This window comes from Pseudarthrobacter sp. BIM B-2242 (assembly GCF_014764445.1).
Classification (GTDB): Bacteria; Actinomycetota; Actinomycetes; order Actinomycetales; family Micrococcaceae; genus Arthrobacter; species Arthrobacter luteus_A.
Map to the genome: position 1 here is coordinate 3,433,220 of NZ_CP061721.1, position 16,224 is coordinate 3,449,443.

The following is a 16,224-nucleotide window of genomic DNA, read 5'->3' on the forward strand; positions in this document are numbered from 1 at the left end:
TTCCTCAGGCACCCCAAACCGCCCCGCCCACAACGCACCGGTGCTGGTGATCGGATTGGGCCGTTTCGGTTCGTCCACGGCCGAGCAGCTCGTGAAGCAGGGCCGGGAAGTGCTGGCGATCGAGCGCGACCGGACCCTGGTGCAGAAGTGGGCGCCGCTCCTCACACACGTCGTGGAGGCGGACGCCACGAACATCGACGCGCTGCGCCAGCTCGGCGCTCAGGAATTCAGCTCCGCCGTCTGCGGCGTAGGCACGTCCATCGAGTCCTCGGTGCTGATCACCGTGAACCTTGTGGACCTGGGCATCGAGCACCTCTGGGTCAAGGCCATCACGCCCTCGCACGGCAAGATCCTGACCCGGATCGGCGCCAACCACGTGATCTACCCTGAGGCCGACGCCGGCGTCCGCGCCGCGCACCTCGTCTCCGGCCGCATGCTGGACTTCATCGAGTTCGACGACGACTTCGCCATCGTGAAGATGTACCCGCCGCGCGAGACGGTGGGCTTCACCCTGGACGAATCCAAGGTGCGTTCCAAGTACGGCGTGACGATTGTCGGCGTGAAGTCCCCCGGCGAGGACTTCACTTATGCCCGGCCGGAAACCAAGGTGTCGGCCCGTGACATGCTGATCGTGTCCGGCCATGTGGATCTGCTGGAACGGTTCGCCGCCAGGCCTTAACCCTTGCGGTCGAGGCTCCACTCAGCCGAGCTGTTTGGTGATCTCCGCTGCCCGGTTTGCGGCGGCACGGGTGCCGGCGGCGATGATGGCCGGCAGGCCCCGCTCGTCGAAGGTGGCGAGGGCGCGCTCGGTGGTGCCTTTGGGGCTGGTCACACCTTTGCGGAGCGCTGACGGATCGGCGCCCGGCTCGGCGAGCATAAACCCGGCTCCGGCTACTGTCTCCCTCGCCAGGAGCAGCGCCAGATCCTTATCCAGGCCTAGTTCGACGCCCGCGGCTGCCATGGCCTCGGCGAGGTAGAACACATACGCCGGGCCCGAGCCGCTGATGGCTGACAATGCATCCACCTGCTCCTCGGGAACCTGAACCACTGTGCCCGCGCCTTTGAAGACGGCCTTGGCCTGCTCGAGCTGCTCCGGCGTGCAGTTGGTCCCCGGGGAGACGGACACGACGCCGCGGCCCAGTTTCGAAGGCGTGTTGGGCATTGTCCGGATGACCGGCTGCCCGGACGGCAGGGCAGCTTCAAGCTGGGCAAGCGAAACACCCACGGCGACGCTGACCACGATGGTTTTCGGCGAGAGGGAACCGCTGATCTCCCGCGCCAGGTCCGCGATGCCCACAGGTTTGACACCCAGAATCACCACCCCGGAGCCCTTGGCCGCCTGCTTGTTGTTGTCCGGCTCCTCTTCACCCGCGATGGCCGTAATACCGTGATGGCGCTCGGCCAGTTCCGCAGCGCGTTCGGCCCGCCTGACGGTGGCCACGACGTCGGCGGGGTCGGTTCCGGCCTTAAGCAGGCCGGAAAGGATGGCTTCGTTCATGGATCCACAGCCCAGGAAGGCGATTCGGTTGCTCATGGACCCATCATTGCAGTTTGGGTGGACGGCTGCAGAAATGGAATTAATCCTGTGAAGCGGGAACTCCCTTATTTGGACTCCCAGCGGACTCCCATGTTCGCTGCAGCTTGTTCACAAGTTGCCCGACTAACGTAGTTACTACCTCATTGAGGGTGCGAGTGATGCGGCAAGCATGGGGATGTTTGCCCGAGGCGCCGGTAGTTTGCAGCAGGTTTCCCCCCATTTTCCTGCTGTGGACGCCGGCGCTTGCGCGTTAACGGGTAGCTGGCACGCCGACGTGGGGTGCGGGATCGAGCGGACCGGCAAAGACAAGCTGGTCCAGGCGGCGCAGGATCAGGCCCTCGCGCAGCGCCCAGGGGCAGATTCGCATCTTCTTGAACTTGAACAGTTCCAGCGCAGCTTCGGCCACCAGTGCCCCTGCGAGCAGCTGGTGCGCGCGGGCATCGGATACACCCGGCAAAAAGAGCCGGTCCTCGACTTTCATGGCGGAGATCCGCTGCGCCCACACGCCCAGGTCGGTGGCGTTTAGCTCGCGCTTCACGTACGGCCCGGCCGCGCTGGGGGCTGCGCCGGCGATCCGGGCAAGCGAACGGAAGGTCTTGGACGTTCCCGCCACCACGTTCGCCCGGCCAAGGCCCTCGAACTGTTTCACCGCAGGGGCGAGCGTGGCCCGGATATAGCGGCGCAACTCCTTGACGCTTTTGGCCGACGGCGGATCCTCGGCCAGCCAGTCCCTGGTCAGGCGGCTGGCGCCAAGCGGAACCGACGTGGCCACTTCCGGCAGCTCGTCCTGGCCGAAAGCCATTTCGAAGGAGCCGCCACCGATGTCCAGGTTCAGGACGGGTCCGGCCCCCCAGCCGTACCAGCGGCGGACGGCGAAGAAGGTCATGGACGCCTCCTCGCTGCCCGTCAGTTCCTGCAGGGTCACCGTGGTCTCGTATTTGACGCGTGCCAGCACGGCGGGGCCGTTGGTAGCTTCGCGGATGGCCGATGTACAGAAGGCCAGCAGGTCATCGGCCTTGTGCCGGGCAGCGAATTCCCAGGCTTCCAGGACGAATTCGGTCAGCTCATGCTGACCGGCATCGTTGATGTTGCCGTCCGCGTCCAGGTACTGGACCAGGGACAGCGGCCGCTTATGAGAGGCGAAGGGAACCGGGCGCGCGCCAGGGTGGGCATCCACCAGGAGGAGGTGGACAGTGTTGGACCCGATATCGAGGACGCCTAGCCGCATCCTGCCATTATTCCCCGGCCCGGGCCTGCACTCACAACCGGTCCAAAAGTGTCAGTTGGCGGAAGAGTCTTCGGGTGCGCCGTCGGGAAGCTCATCGGCGCGCTTGAAATCGCGTTTGATGTTGGCCACGCCCTCAGGGTTGATCTCGAAACCGTACGCGGCTCCGGGGTTGATCACCATGCCCAGGTCCTCGCCGAGGTTGGCAATAATCGCGGCTCCCTGCGTTCCCAGGACGTTCGGGGCCGCCTCGAGGTAGTGCTCATCAACGCGGGTGGGGTGCGAGAACACGGCCAGGACCGGCTCGCCCTCGGCGTTGGCCAGGACCAGGGGCTCCACCTGGGAATCTTCGCCTTCGATCCCGTCGGTGCTGATGACGTACACCTCGCTGTTGAGGAACGACAGGATGACGTCCACCGGGCTGCCCTCAGGCTGTCCGCCCTGGGCGAGCTTCTCTTCGAGGTCGTTCAGCGGCGTGGGGTCGGCTGTGCCGGGCTGTTCAGTCATGTATCTACTCGACCACGTTGAGCCCGGCACCGCAAATAGAGCCGCTCCCCACACTACTTCTTGGCCGGGGCCTTCTTCTTCGCCGGAGCCTTGCGGGCTGTTGTGGTGCGCTTGACCGGCCCCTTGGCCCGCTTCTCGGCAAGGAGTTCGATGGCCTGTTCGCGCGTCAGTTCCTCCAGGGAGGTGGCGCGCGGCACGGTGATGTTGGTGACGCCGTCGGTGATGTACGGGCCGAAGCGGCCTTCCTTCACCACGATGTTCTTCTCGGACACCGGGTCCGGGCCGAACTCGGCCAGCGGCGGAACCGCTGCACGGGCTCCACGCTGCTTGGGCTGGGAGTAGATCTCCAGCGCCTGCTCGAGCGTGATGGTGAAGATTTCCTCTTCGGTGCCGATCGAGCGCGAGTCCGTACCCTTCTTCAGGTACGGGCCAAAGCGGCCGTTCTGTACGGTGATGAGGTTGCCTTCGGCGTCCTCGCCGAGCGCACGGGGCAGGCTCATCAGCTGGAGTGCTTCGTCCAGGGTGACCGATTCAACCGTCATGGACTTGAACAGCGAACCGGTGCGCGGCTTGGCCTTGACAGGCTTCTTCGGCGGCTTCGGCTTGCCGTTCTTGTAATACTCCACGGGCTGGTTGGCGATCTGCTCCTCGGTCATCTCCGGGATGACTTCGGTGACGTAGGCGCCGTAGCGGCCGTTTTTCGCAACCACGGTGTGGCCGGTGTGCGGATCGGCACCCAGGACGCGTTCCTCGGGTGCGGCCGTCTCCATGAGTTCCACTGCCTTGGCAGGGGTCAACTCATCCGGAGCCAGCTCCTCGGGCACGTTGGCGCGCGAGTTCTCCACGATTTCGCCGGTCTTCGGATCAACCACGGCAGCGGAGCTTTCCAGGTACGGGCCGAACTTGCCCACCCGAAGCGTGATTTCATCCGTGATGGGAATGGAGTTGATTTCCCGGGCGTCGATCTCGCCGAGGTTGTTAACGATGCTCAGCAGGCCGGGCTCGGTGTCCTCACCGAAATAGAAGTGACGCAGCCAGGCGGACCCCACAGCCTGCCCGTTGGCGATCTTGTCCAGGTCGCCTTCCATGTCTGCAGTGAACTCGTAGTCCACGTAATCCGAGAAGTGCTGTTCCAGCAGGCGGATCACGGAGAAGGCGATCCAGCTGGGCACGAGTGCGGATCCCTGTTTCCGGACGTAGCCGCGGTCCTGGATGGTGGAGATGGTGGAGGCATAGGTGGACGGACGCCCGATGCCCTTCTTCTCCAGCTCTGCGGTCAGTGATGCTTCGGTGAAGCGCGGCGGCGGGGAGGTCTCGTGGCCAACAGCAACAATGTCCGACGCCGTCAGGGCATCGTCCTTCGCGACGTTCGGGAGCCTGCGGGCCTCGTCGGAGTCGTCGTCACCGCGGCTTTCGTCCTTGCCTTCTTCATAGGCGGCCAGGAAGCCCGGGAAGGTGATGACGGTGCCGGAGGCAGAGAACTCAGCGTCGCGGCCATCGGTAGCAACGGCACCCAGGCGGATGGTCGCCGTCGACCCCTTGGCGTCACCCATCTGGGATGCCACGGTGCGCTTCCAGATCAGCTCGTACAGCCGGAATTCGTCACCCGACAGCAGCTTGGCCACCTGGGCCGGGGTGCGGAAGGAGTCACCGGCGGGACGGATGGCCTCGTGGGCTTCCTGCGCGTTCGCGGCCTTGCTGGAGTAAACCCGCGGCGATGCCGGGATGTACTCCGGGCCGTACAGCTCCGAAGCCTGGCGGCGGGCGGCCGTGACGGCTTCGTCGCTCAGCGCGGAGGAGTCGGTACGCATATAGGTGATGTAGCCGTTTTCATACAGGCGCTGGGCAATCTGCATGGTGCTTTTGGAGGAGAAGCGCAGCTTACGGCCGGCCTCCTGCTGCAGCGTCGAGGTGGTGAACGGCGCGGCTGGGCGGCGGGTGTACGGCTTGGTGTCGACGGAGCGGACGCGGAAGTCCGCCTCCTGGAGCCCTGCCGCCAGCGACGTAGCAAGTTCCTCGTTGAGGTGGACGGCATTGCGCGCGGTGAGCACGCCGTCGTCGTTAAAGTCGCGGCCACTGGCCACCTTGGCACCGTCAACGGCCGCCAGCTTGGCTTTGAAGGAGGAGGCGCCGGCGCCGAACTGGCCCGTCAGGTCCCAGTAGGAGGCAGCCTTGAAGGCCATGCGTTCGCGTTCGCGGTCCACCACCATACGTGTGACCACGGACTGCACGCGGCCGGCGGACAGGCCGCGGGCCACCTTGCGCCAAAGTACCGGGGAGATCTCGTAGCCGTAGAGGCGGTCCAGGATTCGGCGGGTTTCCTGCGCGTCCACCAGGGCAGTATCAACGTCGCGCAGGTTGTCCATGGCGCGGTGGATGGCTTCCTTGGTGATTTCGCCGAAGGTCATCCTGTAGACCGGGACCTTGGGCTTGAGCACTTCCAGCAGGTGCCACGCGATGGCCTCGCCCTCGCGGTCCCCATCGGTTGCGAGATAGAGGGCGTCGGCATCCTTGAGCGCCGCCTTCAGCTCGGTGACCTTTTTCCGCTTGTCCGCTGACACCACGTAGTACGGTTTGAAGTCGTTTTCGATGTCGACGGCGAACTTGCCCACCGAGGTCTTCTTCAGTTCCGCGGGAAGCTCGGACGGCTGCGGCAGGTCGCGGATGTGACCAATGGAGGCCTCAACGATGAAGCCTTCGCCGAGGTATTTGGCGATGGTCTTGCTCTTGGCGGGAGACTCCACAATCACGAGTTTCTTGCCGGTTTTGGCCTTGCTTGGCACGGTGCTCCTACAGAAAAAGGTTGCTCGGGCAGATGAGCCCATACTCGCCTAGTTCACCATATTTTGGCCAAGGATGCGCATTCATGTGGAAAACGTCAGGGTCCGCAGCGCGGTTTTTGGGCCCGGAATCCCCGCTATTTCGCGCCGCGGGGATCCTCCCTAATCCGCCGGCACCAGGAATCCGTCGCGGACCAGGTTGCCCGCTTCGGTAAGCAGCGCCGCCCGGAATGCGTCGTCGTCGAACCCGTCTTCCCCGGCCAGGCTGCCTCCCAGCAGCGCGGCAAGTGCCCCGATGATCTGCCCAACGGAGAGGTCGCCGTCGCACGCGGATACGAAGCCGGCCAGCTCCGTGCTGAGCAGGTTGGTCCGGCGCAGCCCCGCACCCTGGCGGAGCAGGATCACGCCCGGATGTTCGGCGCCCGGGCGCTGGTGGCGTTCCTCGGTGACGTCGTCAGCAACGAGCAGGTGTGCGTCCTCAAGACTGTGTGCGGCCAGCCAGTCCGAACGATCGACGGCGGCACCCAGGTGTGGTCCCACCGGCTGTTCGATGGGGTAGGTGATTTCCTCGAAGCGGCTGATGGTGGCCCCTCCGGATCCTGGAGCGGCGGATCCACGTACGGCGGGGCTTGCAGTGGCGGGACGCCGCAGCCAGATCATGCCGAAACCGATCCCGGCAACGTTCCGGGAGGCAAAGTCCGCGAGGTAGGCGGCGTAGGCGTCGCGATAGTGCTGGCGGTCGCGGGCCTCGGAGGCGTCCTGCAGCCACGTTTCGGCGTACTGTTCCGGGCTGACCTGTTCCCGCTGGATGAACCAGGCATCCGCGTCCGGACCAGCCCAGCTTTGCGGCCGTTCTGCCCAGTCCGCCCCCGCCGGGATCTCCCAGTTGCCCAATAACTGGGCTGTTCCGCCAGGAGCCAGGACCGAGGGAAGGTCCCGGACCAGCGAGGACACAATCTGGTCCCCCGGCAGGCCGCCGTCGCGGTACGTGAACTGCCCGGAAGCCTGTTCGCCGGAGGTTCGCGGCGTAATCACAAACGGCGGGTTGGATACCACCAGGTCGAATTCCTCCCCGGCCACAGGCTCCAGCAGTGAGCCGAGCCGGAGGCTTACCCGGTCCTCGAGGCGGGCGGGATCCAGGTGCAGCGCCTCGGCGTTGAGGAGCAGGTTGAACCGGGTGAAGGCCAGTGCCCGTGCGGAAATGTCCGTGGCCGTGACGTGTTCGGCGTGGTGCAGGAGGTGGAACGACTGGATTCCACAGCCCGTCCCCAGATCCAGCGCCTTGGCCACGTGCCGCCGGATGGTGGTCTGCACCAGCGTGGTGGACGCCTGGCCGATCCCCAGCACATGGTCGTGGCGCAGCATCCCGGCCTGCTGGTGGGCGGCGAGATCGCTGGCCACCCACAGTTCGGCGCCGCCGCTGCTGACTGTGTCTTCCCCTTCGGCGCCCTCCCAGCCATAGGGCCGGAGGTCCGCCTTGGCTTGCATGAGCCCGGCCCCTGCGGACGCGGTGCCGGGCACGGGCTCCAGCAGCCCCAGCTCCACCAGGCCCGCTGTCCGGATTCGCGGCAGGGCGGCGTCGAGCGTTGCCGGCGTCTGCGGTTCCGCCAGGAGCCAAAGACGGACGACGGCGGCGAGCGCTGCCGCTGTCCGGTCACCGGATGTGCCGCCTTCAACGCCGGCCTCGACGGCGCTTTCGGTGGCCAGCAGGGCCGGGATGATCTGGTCCCGGTTCAGCGCGTTGTAGGCGGACTCACCCAGCAGAGAGGCCACGCCGTCGAGCGTGTAGTCCACCGCCCGCAAGTCGGCGGCGAGAGCCGCCAGGAGTTCCGGGCGGTCGCTGCGCGGTGCGTCGGGGGTGTTGCCGGCGAAGAAAAGCGTGGAATCAGTCACCGGCCAAGTCTATTGGCGGAGTATCCCCGCGCCGTGCCCAACTAAGTAGCGCTAACTGTCGTTTTAGCGCCTCAAAACGACAGTTAGCGCTACTTAGTTGGGAGGGACCGGAACCTAGCAGGGCGACCAGCTACAGGTTCTTCTCCGCGTAGACCGCGAGGGCGTCCCTGACAAAACCTGCCCCCTCAGCCCCGCCGTAGTTCTTGGCGAACCTGGGGTCCGCGACGTACATTTCGCCGAGACCCGTGACATACCCCTTGACGCCTCCGGTGCCACCACCCGCGCCGTCTGCCGTGCCGCGGGCGTCCGACGCCGGTGTGCCCGGTATGCCGGTCAGCCATTCGACGTGCCGCTTCGCGAGGGCCTGGGCTTCGGCGCTGTCGGGCTCGATGCCGGCCGTGGCAGCAGCGATCCAGTCCTCGCCCAGCTGCTGCGAGCGCTGCTTCCACGCCGCTTTCTCATCGGCGCTCATGCCGCGCCACCACGAATCCCCCTTGGCGTAGGCGTCCTTGCCCCAGCGCTCCTCCACTTCGTCCTTGTACTGCGTGTGGTCAAAACCGTTGAACATCTCTTCTGCCATGATTTCGCCGCCTCCTTTTACTGCGTTGATGGTTTGTGTGACCGACGCGATCTGCCGCGACAGTCTGTCCTGCTCCTGTTTAAGCCAGGCGAGATGGCCGGCGAGGGCCTTCGCGGCGTCCGTTTCGTCGTCGAGCACCTGGCTGATGACCGGCAGGCCCAGCCCGAGTTCCCGAAGCAGCAGGATGCGCTGGAGCTGTACCAGGGCCGCCTGGTTGTAGAACCGGTATCCGTTGTGGCCGGTGCGGCTGGGTTTCAGCAGGCCAATGCTGTCGTAATGCCGCAGTGTCCTGCTGGTGGTACCGGCGATCCGGGCGATCTCCTGGATGGACCAGTCCATCCGCTCCTCCTTCCGGTGCATTTCCCCGAAATATAAGGCGTCCCGGGCTGATGGTTAAACCGTAAATGTTGACGCTGCGTCAAGGTCAAGATGTTTGGGATCCGCGGATCACAGGGGCTCCGGGTAAGTTTGAAGCATGGCTCTCTTTCCCACTTCCATCCCGCGTGCCCTGACCGCGGTGGCGGCAGCCGCCGTGGTGCTTGGCGTTTCCGGTTGTGCACAGCGGCTTTCGGTGGAGAACGCCGATGTTCCGGCATGGAAGGCCACGGCGATGCCCTCGGCCAGCGGCATCGTGGCCGAGGATGCAGGCAAGATCCTCGACGGCCGGCCCGTGGACCACACCGAGAATGTACCGGCAGGAAAATACACGCTGACGCTGGTGTGCGACGGCGGCGGCAAGGCTTTCCTCGCCGTCCGGTCAGGCGGCAAGGACCTCATGGACCTCGGCGCTGCCTGCTACGGAACCCGCGAGACAGCGAGAATCACCATCACGGAATCCGGACCGCTGGAGCTCAGCGCCTCCAGCGTGGACGCACCAACCCTCTATGCCTACCAGCTTGTGCAGGCCGGCTAGTGCCTGTGAATGCGGGACGATCTCTGCTCGTAGCCGGCGGCATGCTGCTGGCTGCGGTATCGCTGGGCGCGTGCGAGTACGAGGATGCGGAACCCCGGCCTGGCGGGAGCACCGCTGCGCTGCCGTCGGCCCCCGCCGACTCAACCATGGACGCAGGCGAAGCCGCCCGGCAGGCGGAACTGATGGCCGAAGTGGAATCCCTGATGGGTGAGCCCGAAGGCGTCGTTTCCCTTGGGGCGATGGGCGGATTGCGGGACGGTCGCGGCATCACCACGGGGGGCCTGCTGCGGGACACCGGCACGTACACGGTCCGCGCTCTCTGCACCACCGGCCCCGGCGCCACGGTGACCGTCCGGCAGCATGGAGAGTTGCTCCTCTCGCAGCGGATCGAGTGCGGCGCTCCGCACGACACGGTGCTTGACCTTACCGCCGGCGAGGTGTCGGCTGCTCTTGAACCCATCGGGGACGCGGGGCCGGCTGGCGGTGCCGTGCGTTTCGCCGGCCCGGCCTGAGCCACGCGGCTGCGGCTTGGCTACGCGGCTCCGGCGCGCGGCTCCGCCGCGCGGTTAGCGCGCGTTTAAGTAGGGGGCGCATGACCCGCTTCTGCCGGGCCTGCCGGCGTTAAAATCAGTCCATGCCCTCACTGCAGGGAGCATCTGCGCATCACCGTGCGGCTTGTCGTCCGGGCCTTTGCCTGTCCGGGAAGGTTCCCCTGCGCACCCGGACAAGGGCCGCCGTCGCGCTTTCAACGGCGGGTGCCTTGCTGGCGGGAGCGGTGCTGGCCGGGTGCGAATACAGTTACGACGACGGCTGGCGGACTGCCCTCAATTACGTTTCCGCAGCCCCGCGGGTCACAGAGCCGGATGTTGCCGCGGAGCAATGGCAGAACGAACCGGTCAGTGCGGCGGGCCTTGAGGCCTGGCTCGAGACGGTCCAGCTCGGCTCCGGGCTGCAGGTTGCACACCGGGGCTATGGCCTGCTTCAGGCCAAGGAAGTCCGGACCGAAACCGTGGCCGGCCTGCCGGTGGGGACATACGTCTTAGCGCTGGTGTGCCGCAGCCAGCGGCCGGTCACCTTCACCGTCAGCAACGAGGTGTACACCATGGTGCACCTCAGCCTGCGGTGCGGATCGAAGCGGCAGAATGTGATCTACCTGGCGAAGGAAACGGCGCTGACTTTCCGGGTGGAAGCGCAGTCCGAGGCCAATTACGCGTACCGGCTGATCTGGCTCTAACGGCAACGCTTTAGGCGGCGCAGCCTTCAGGGCAGCGCAGCGTCTCCGGGCTGGCGGCGCACTCTGCGCAGTACAGGGTGAGGGTGCGGCAGCTGAGGTTGGAGCAGTTTTCGAACTTGCTGGTGGGTGCTGCGCAGCGGACACATTCGCCGATGGTCTTCGCCTCCTCGCTGAACTCCAGGTGCATGCGCTTGTCGAAGACGTAGAGCGAACCTTCCCAGAGGCCCTGGTCCTTGAACGTTTCGCCATAGCGGACAATGCCGCCGTCGAGCTGGTAGACCTGTTTGAAACCGCGGTTCACCATCAGGCTGGACAGCACCTCGCACCGGATGCCGCCGGTGCAGTAGGTGACGACCGGCTTGTCTTTGAGGGCGTCGTACTTGCCGGAGTCGAGTTCCTTGATGAAGTCGTGTGTGGTGGCGACGTCCGGGACGATCGCGTCCTTGAACTTGCCGATCTGAGCCTCGAAGGCGTTGCGGCCGTCGAAGAACACCACGTCCTCCCCCGCCTGTTTCCTGTCCGCTACCAGTTCATGCAGCTCTTCGGGCTTCAGGTGTGTGCCGCCGCCCACAACACCGTTTGCATCCACCTTGAGCTCGCCGGGAGCGCCGAAGGAGACAATCTCGTCCCGGACCTTGACGCTCAGCCGCGGAAAGTCTTCCGCACCGCCGTCGGACCACTTCACGTCGATGCCGTGGAAGCCCTTGTATTCGCGCGTGGTCTTGACGTACTGCTTGACGGCGCCGATCTCGCCGCCCACCGTGGCATTGATGCCGTCCTTGGAGATCAGGATGCGTCCGGTCAGCCCGAGCTTCTCGCACAGGGCACGCTGCCAGAGCCGCACCGCGTCCGGATCAGCGATGGGCGTAAAACCGTAAAAGAGCACAATTCTGTTCAAAGCCACGTATTTAAGGGTACTGGCTTTGCCCCGCCCGGTCCTGCCGGTGAGCCAGCGGCCGCCAGGGTTCGCTGCGCCGGCTGCATCGCGCCTGTTCAGCACGGTTTCGGCATCCCTGTAAGCCGGGGACGACGACGGCAAACCGCACAGCGGTGACCGTCACCGCTGCCGTGGCCGCGTCTGCGCCGCTGTATCCCCGGGTCACGATTGGATAAGCAAGTCACATCAAGGGAGGCAACCCCTGTTGCTTGTGACGGGGCTGGAATACCCTCATCACATGAGTCCGGATGCCATGGTTGAAGACATTACGAACCTTCTTGAGGTCTGGGTAACTGGCTGGGCAGGTTGCCGCGGGTACCAGACGTCCACTGAGGGCCGCTTCCCCGCTGTACTGCGGGCCGACACCACCGGGGACTGGGAATACTTCTCCCATGACCCTTCCGACGATGAGTTCGCAGCATTGGTAGCAAAGACCGTTGAAGCTCCTTCACGGATTCTGACCGTGCTGACCAATGACGTCCTCCGCTACACGCAGCTTGCCGAGAAGCACGGGCTGAACATCACCTCCGCATCGCAGGCCATGATGATCGTGGATATGGAAACCCAGGACACCGAGGATCCCTGGCTCTCGGATGACGAGTTGAACCTGGTCACGTCGCAACTCGACGGCGTCCACCACGCCGTTGTCCGCTCCGGTGATGAGGTTGCGGCCAGCGGCAGGGTTTTTGTGGTGGACGGGACGGCCGTGTTCGACAAGATTGTGGTCCAGCCGGAGTTTCAGCGCCGCGGTCTGGGCAGCTTCATCATGAAGGCCCTCGCGGCGCAGGCCATCGGACCGGACGTTGAAAACGGCCTGTTGCTGGCCTCGCTGGATGGCCAAAAGCTCTACTCGCACCTGGGCTGGTCCGTGGTGTGCCGGGTACTGATGCTCTCCACGTCCTCCGAAGGTTCCGACCTGTCCGTGGGCTGATTTTTCCCCGGGTGAAAGAATGTTGGGGTGAACCCCCATGACTCGCTGATCCCGTTGCTGGGCCGCGGCCCGGACCCGGAGCAGCTCCGTCATGTCCGCACCATCCCCGCCCGGCGGGCGGTCCACGAGCCGTGGCCTGACTGGGCCCATCCAGACCTGGTGGCAGCCTATGGGTCGCTGGGCATCCATGAGCCCTACCGCCACCAGATCCAGGCGGCCAGCCTGGCCCACGGCGGCGAGCACGTGGTGATTGCCACCGGCACGGCCTCCGGAAAATCCCTTGCGTACCAACTGCCGGCGCTGGACGCCATCCACCGCTCCGAGCTGCGGGTGCTGTCCGAACCCGGAAAAATCCACGACGACGGCGCCGTGACGCTGTACCTCTCCCCCACCAAGGCGCTCGCCGCCGACCAGCTGGCGGCCATCCGCTCCCTGAAGCTGCCCACCGTACGGGCAGAGACGTACGACGGCGACACGGACCCCGCGTCCCGCCGCTGGATCCGGGACCACGCCAACTTCATCCTGGCGAACCCGGACATGCTGCACTTCGGCATCCTGCCCAACCACGCCTGGTGGGCAAGTTTCTTCCGGCGGCTGCGGTACGTCATTGTCGATGAAGCCCACAGCTACCGGGGGGTCTTTGGCTCCCATGTTGCCAACCTGATGCGCAGGCTGCGCCGCATCTGCGCCTACTACGGTGCCGGGACGTCCCACCCGGGCCCGGTCTTCATCGCGGCGTCCGCCACAGCCTCGGAGCCGGGTACATCGTTCGGGCGGCTGATCGGGGCGCCCGTCCGGGCTGTTGCCGAGGACTGCTCGCCGCACGGTTCCACCACCGTGGCGTTCTGGGAGCCGGCCCTGACCGAACTCAAGGGTGAGAACGGGGCCAAGGAGCGCCGCACAGCTGTTGCGGAGACCGCCGACCTGCTGGCCAACCTGGTCTCCTCCCGGATCAGGACCATCGCCTTCATCAAGTCCCGGCGCGGGGCCGAAACCATCTCCTCGATCACCAAGCGATTACTGGACGAGGTGGACCCCAGCCTGCCGCAGCGCGTGGCCGCCTACCGGTCGGGCTACCTGCCGGAGGAACGGCGCGCCCTGGAGAAGGCCCTCCGCTCCGGAGAGCTCCTGGGTGTCTCCAGCACGTCCGCCCTCGAGTTGGGGATCGACATCTCCGGGCTGGACGCCGTGCTGGTGGCCGGCTGGCCGGGCACCAGGGCATCGCTGTTCCAGCAGATCGGCCGGGCCGGACGCGCCGGCCAGGACGCCATTGCTGCGTTCGTTGCCAGCGACGACCCCTTGGACACGTACCTGGTGAACCATCCCGAGGCCATCTTTGACGTCTCGGTGGAAGCAACCGTGTTTGACCCTTCCAACCCCTACGTGCTGGGACCGCATCTCTGCGCTGCCGCCGCGGAGCTCCCGCTTGGTGTGGCCGAACTCGGGCTCTTCGGCAACACGTCCGAAAAGCTGCTGGGGCAGCTTGTTGCCCAGGGTTACCTGCGGCGCCGGCCGGCCGGCTGGTTCTGGACCCACTCCCAAAGCGCTGCCGCCATGGTGAACCTTCGGGCCGACGGCGGCGGACCGGTGAGCATCGTGGACGCCGACACCGGCTCCCTGCTGGGGACCATGGACTCGCCGCAGACCCACTATCAGGCCCATACCGGGGCGGTCTACGTCCACCAGGGTGACAGCTATGTTGTGGAGGAGCTGAACGAGGACGACCACTGCGTGATGGTCCGCCGCGCCAACCCCGACTACTACACCACCGCCCGCGACGTCACCCAGATCGAGGTCCTCGAAACCCAGCGGACCGCACAGTGGGGCGACGTTTCCGTGCACTTCGGGGACGTCAAAGTCACAACCCAGGTGGTCTCCTTCCAGCGGAAGGCCCTGATCTCCAATGAAATCCTGGGTGAGGAACCGCTGGAGCTGGGCGCCCGCGACCTGTTCACCAAGGCCGTCTGGTTCGTGGTGGAGAACCGTTCGCTGACAGGTGCGGGGCTGATCGAGGCACAGTTCCCGGGAGCTCTGCACGCTGCCGAACACGCAGCGATCGGGCTTCTGCCGCTGGTGGCCTCGAGCGACCGCTGGGACATTGGCGGCGTGTCCACAGCCATCCACGCCGACACGGGCGTGCCCACCATCTTCGTGTATGACGGGCACCCCGGGGGCGCGGGTTTCGCGGAGCGCGGCTTCGACAAGGCGAAGGTCTGGCTCTCGGCGACGCGGGACGCCATCAAAGCCTGTGAGTGTGAGTCCGGCTGCCCGTCCTGCGTCCAGTCCCCTAAATGCGGGAACAAAAACAACCCCTTGGACAAGGCTGCGGCCATCATGCTGATCAACGTCCTCCTCAAAGACTCGAGCGAGGCGCCTCCCCGAGACGTGGAACTCCCGCCCCCTGCGGAGCGCGACCTCGATCCGGTTTCGGCTCAGGGCGGCGGTCCCGCCCGCGCATGACCGCTGGCGGCGCCCAACACGGTCCGGACCGCCAGCTCTGTTCTGACTTCCAGGGTCTGCCCGGGTCCTTCCGTGCACGTCACGAGGACGGCGCTGTGCCGGGCGGCCACGTCCGCTGCGACCGTACAAGGATCACCTGAGGTCAGCCCGCGCAGGGCATCTGCTCCGGCGAGCGCGGCAAGGTCCGCCGCCGCTGCCGCCCTGCTGGCCATCACGGCTGACTGGGCAAGAAGCACCATCAGCGCCAAAGCCATGATGACCACCAGCCCCAGCCCTGCCGCCAGGACGGTTCCCGAGCCGCGCTCCCGCTGGTCCCGGCTCCGGACGCTCATGACCGGACGTCGCTCAATCGGGGCAGCACGTCGGGCGGCACCATGCTGTGGAGGGCGATTCCTGACGCTACCGGCACTTCGCCGCGGGTTGATGCCCGTGCTGTCAGGGTCCACGGCACGGTGGCGCCCATGGGACCGCCAACCCTGTCCGCAACGGTGACGCTAAGCCACTCGCCGTTGACCGTCACAGACGCCGTGGCCGACGCGCCCGCTAAGGTCCGGACGATACCCTCCACCGCACCCGGGTCCTCGCCTCGTGCCAGTGCCCTGGCGCCAGCGTGTGCTGCCTCCTCAAGCCTGAGCTGGGTGACGCCGGCAGCGGTTCCGGACAGGAGCAAAGCAAGCAGCAGAAGGACAGCCGGCAGCGCCACGGCGAATTCGGCCGTCACGGCGCCGGTCACGGAGCCCGGGGCATTTCCGGCCCCACGAGCTTCACCACCACGACCCCCGCGACCGGCAGGGACGGGATCCGGCTTCCTGATGCTGCCCTGCCCGGTGTCCGGAAGCATCGCTGCCGGCGCCCTTCTCACGGCAGGGCCAGCGCGGTGCGGATCAGCGTCAGCAGGAATCCGCGTACCTCGTCGCTGCGGAGAATGAAGACGAGGATCCCGGCGAAGCCCACCGCCGCCAACGTGGCTATGGCGTATTCGGCTGTAGCCATCCCGGCCTCGGAAGCCGTGAACTGCTGCCAGCGCTTCTTCGCCGCGCTGGCTCCCGGGTTCAGCTCCACAACGTTGCCCGCGGTCTCTGTGCCGTCCTCCCGCGGGCAGGTGCAGGCGACGGATTCTGCAACGGAAGGCGCTGCCGGGTCCCGCTCAGGGGTACCGGCAAACCCAGCGCCGGACTGCGGTGCAGGGGCCGGGGAAAAGCCGTTTTGGATGGTTGTCATGGTTGT

The 16,224-nt window shown here is 66.0% G+C and carries 16 protein-coding genes; 6 read left to right on the plus strand and 10 right to left on the minus strand.

The annotated features are described in order from the left end of the window. Positions 1-40 precede the first annotated feature (40 nt). The gene (locus tag IDT60_RS15845) at positions 41-679 is read left to right on the plus strand and encodes a TrkA family potassium uptake protein (RefSeq protein WP_191081982.1); all 639 of its coding nucleotides are present in this window, start codon (positions 41-43) and stop codon (positions 677-679) included. 21 nt (positions 680-700) lie between these two features. On the opposite strand, the gene proC is transcribed toward IDT60_RS15845, so the two are convergent. From proC to IDT60_RS15875, 6 genes are all read right to left on the minus strand, one after another. Next, on the minus strand, positions 701-1,534 hold the full coding sequence (gene proC / locus IDT60_RS15850; protein ID WP_191079772.1) for a pyrroline-5-carboxylate reductase: 834 nt from the start codon (positions 1,532-1,534) through the stop codon (positions 701-703). 253 nt (positions 1,535-1,787) lie between these two features. Beyond that, the gene (locus IDT60_RS15855) at positions 1,788-2,765 is read right to left on the minus strand and encodes a Ppx/GppA phosphatase family protein (RefSeq protein WP_164205189.1); all 978 of its coding nucleotides are present in this window, start codon (positions 2,763-2,765) and stop codon (positions 1,788-1,790) included. 51 nt (positions 2,766-2,816) lie between these two features. Further along, on the minus strand, positions 2,817-3,269 hold the full coding sequence (locus IDT60_RS15860; RefSeq protein ID WP_191079773.1) for an SseB family protein: 453 nt from the start codon (positions 3,267-3,269) through the stop codon (positions 2,817-2,819). 53 nt (positions 3,270-3,322) lie between these two features. Next, complete coding sequence (topA, locus tag IDT60_RS15865; protein WP_191079774.1) at positions 3,323-6,052, minus strand: type I DNA topoisomerase; 2,730 nt, start codon at positions 6,050-6,052, stop codon at positions 3,323-3,325. A gap of 159 nt (positions 6,053-6,211) precedes the next feature. Beyond that, positions 6,212-7,942 carry a methyltransferase gene (locus IDT60_RS15870; RefSeq protein WP_191079775.1) on the minus strand — a complete coding sequence of 577 codons (1,731 nt, stop codon included), beginning with the start codon at positions 7,940-7,942 and terminating at the stop codon, positions 6,212-6,214. A gap of 130 nt (positions 7,943-8,072) precedes the next feature. Then, positions 8,073-8,861: a MerR family transcriptional regulator gene (locus IDT60_RS15875; protein WP_191079776.1), complete on the minus strand. Its 789-nt coding sequence runs from the start codon at positions 8,859-8,861 to the stop codon at positions 8,073-8,075. A gap of 136 nt (positions 8,862-8,997) precedes the next feature. Between IDT60_RS15875 and IDT60_RS15880 the strand changes: the two genes are divergently transcribed. The 3 genes from IDT60_RS15880 to IDT60_RS15890 all read left to right on the plus strand — a co-directional run bounded on the left by IDT60_RS15880 (position 8,998) and on the right by IDT60_RS15890 (position 10,669). Beyond that, positions 8,998-9,435 carry a hypothetical protein gene (locus tag IDT60_RS15880; protein ID WP_191079777.1) on the plus strand — a complete coding sequence of 146 codons (438 nt, stop codon included), beginning with the start codon at positions 8,998-9,000 and terminating at the stop codon, positions 9,433-9,435. Then, complete coding sequence (locus IDT60_RS15885; RefSeq protein WP_191079778.1) at positions 9,435-9,947, plus strand: hypothetical protein; 513 nt, start codon at positions 9,435-9,437, stop codon at positions 9,945-9,947. The genes IDT60_RS15880 and IDT60_RS15885 overlap by 1 nt, the downstream gene beginning before the upstream one ends. A 122-nt stretch (positions 9,948-10,069) precedes the next feature. Further along, positions 10,070-10,669 carry a hypothetical protein gene (locus IDT60_RS15890; protein ID WP_223883753.1) on the plus strand — a complete coding sequence of 200 codons (600 nt, stop codon included), beginning with the start codon at positions 10,070-10,072 and terminating at the stop codon, positions 10,667-10,669. Between the two features lie 10 nt (positions 10,670-10,679). Here IDT60_RS15890 and IDT60_RS15895 read toward each other — a convergent pair whose 3' ends face one another. Beyond that, positions 10,680-11,573 carry a rhodanese-related sulfurtransferase gene (locus tag IDT60_RS15895; protein ID WP_191079779.1) on the minus strand — a complete coding sequence of 298 codons (894 nt, stop codon included), beginning with the start codon at positions 11,571-11,573 and terminating at the stop codon, positions 10,680-10,682. A 271-nt stretch (positions 11,574-11,844) separates the two neighbouring features. Here IDT60_RS15895 and IDT60_RS15900 point away from each other — a divergent pair, with 271 nt between their 5' ends. Both IDT60_RS15900 and IDT60_RS15905 read left to right on the plus strand, forming a co-directional pair. Further along, positions 11,845-12,537 carry a GNAT family N-acetyltransferase gene (locus IDT60_RS15900; protein WP_164205172.1) on the plus strand — a complete coding sequence of 231 codons (693 nt, stop codon included), beginning with the start codon at positions 11,845-11,847 and terminating at the stop codon, positions 12,535-12,537. 27 nt (positions 12,538-12,564) lie between these two features. Beyond that, the gene (locus IDT60_RS15905; protein WP_223883754.1) at positions 12,565-14,997 is read left to right on the plus strand and encodes a DEAD/DEAH box helicase; all 2,433 of its coding nucleotides are present in this window, start codon (positions 12,565-12,567) and stop codon (positions 14,995-14,997) included. Here IDT60_RS15905 and IDT60_RS15910 read toward each other — a convergent pair. The 3 genes from IDT60_RS15910 to IDT60_RS23290 form a co-directional block, all read right to left on the minus strand. Continuing rightward, on the minus strand, positions 14,970-15,329 hold the full coding sequence (locus tag IDT60_RS15910) for an Rv3654c family TadE-like protein (RefSeq protein WP_191079780.1): 360 nt from the start codon (positions 15,327-15,329) through the stop codon (positions 14,970-14,972). The genes IDT60_RS15905 and IDT60_RS15910 overlap by 28 nt on opposite strands. After that, positions 15,326-15,730: a TadE family type IV pilus minor pilin gene (locus IDT60_RS15915; RefSeq protein ID WP_223883755.1), complete on the minus strand. Its 405-nt coding sequence runs from the start codon at positions 15,728-15,730 to the stop codon at positions 15,326-15,328. The genes IDT60_RS15910 and IDT60_RS15915 overlap by 4 nt, the downstream gene beginning before the upstream one ends. 125 nt (positions 15,731-15,855) lie before the next feature. Beyond that, on the minus strand, positions 15,856-16,218 hold the full coding sequence (locus tag IDT60_RS23290; RefSeq protein ID WP_223883756.1) for a DUF4244 domain-containing protein: 363 nt from the start codon (positions 16,216-16,218) through the stop codon (positions 15,856-15,858). Positions 16,219-16,224: the final 6 nt, after the last annotated feature.

Bases quoted from the DNA above. Each gene is read 5' to 3' on its own strand.
- proC (WP_191079772.1), bottom strand. From the start codon at position 1,534: ATGAGCAACCGAATCGCCTTCCTGGGCTGTGGATCCATGAACGAAGCC.
- IDT60_RS15860 (WP_191079773.1), bottom strand. From the start codon at position 3,269: ATGACTGAACAGCCCGGCACAGCCGACCCCACGCCGCTGAACGACCTC.
- IDT60_RS15910 (WP_191079780.1), bottom strand. From the start codon at position 15,329: ATGAGCGTCCGGAGCCGGGACCAGCGGGAGCGCGGCTCGGGAACCGTC.
- IDT60_RS15875 (WP_191079776.1), bottom strand. From the start codon at position 8,861: ATGGACTGGTCCATCCAGGAGATCGCCCGGATCGCCGGTACCACCAGC.
- IDT60_RS15880 (WP_191079777.1), top strand. From the start codon at position 8,998: ATGGCTCTCTTTCCCACTTCCATCCCGCGTGCCCTGACCGCGGTGGCG.
- IDT60_RS23290 (WP_223883756.1), bottom strand. From the start codon at position 16,218: ATGACAACCATCCAAAACGGCTTTTCCCCGGCCCCTGCACCGCAGTCC.
- IDT60_RS15890 (WP_223883753.1), top strand. From the start codon at position 10,070: ATGCCCTCACTGCAGGGAGCATCTGCGCATCACCGTGCGGCTTGTCGT.
- IDT60_RS15900 (WP_164205172.1), top strand. From the start codon at position 11,845: ATGAGTCCGGATGCCATGGTTGAAGACATTACGAACCTTCTTGAGGTC.
- IDT60_RS15855 (WP_164205189.1), bottom strand. From the start codon at position 2,765: ATGCGGCTAGGCGTCCTCGATATCGGGTCCAACACTGTCCACCTCCTC.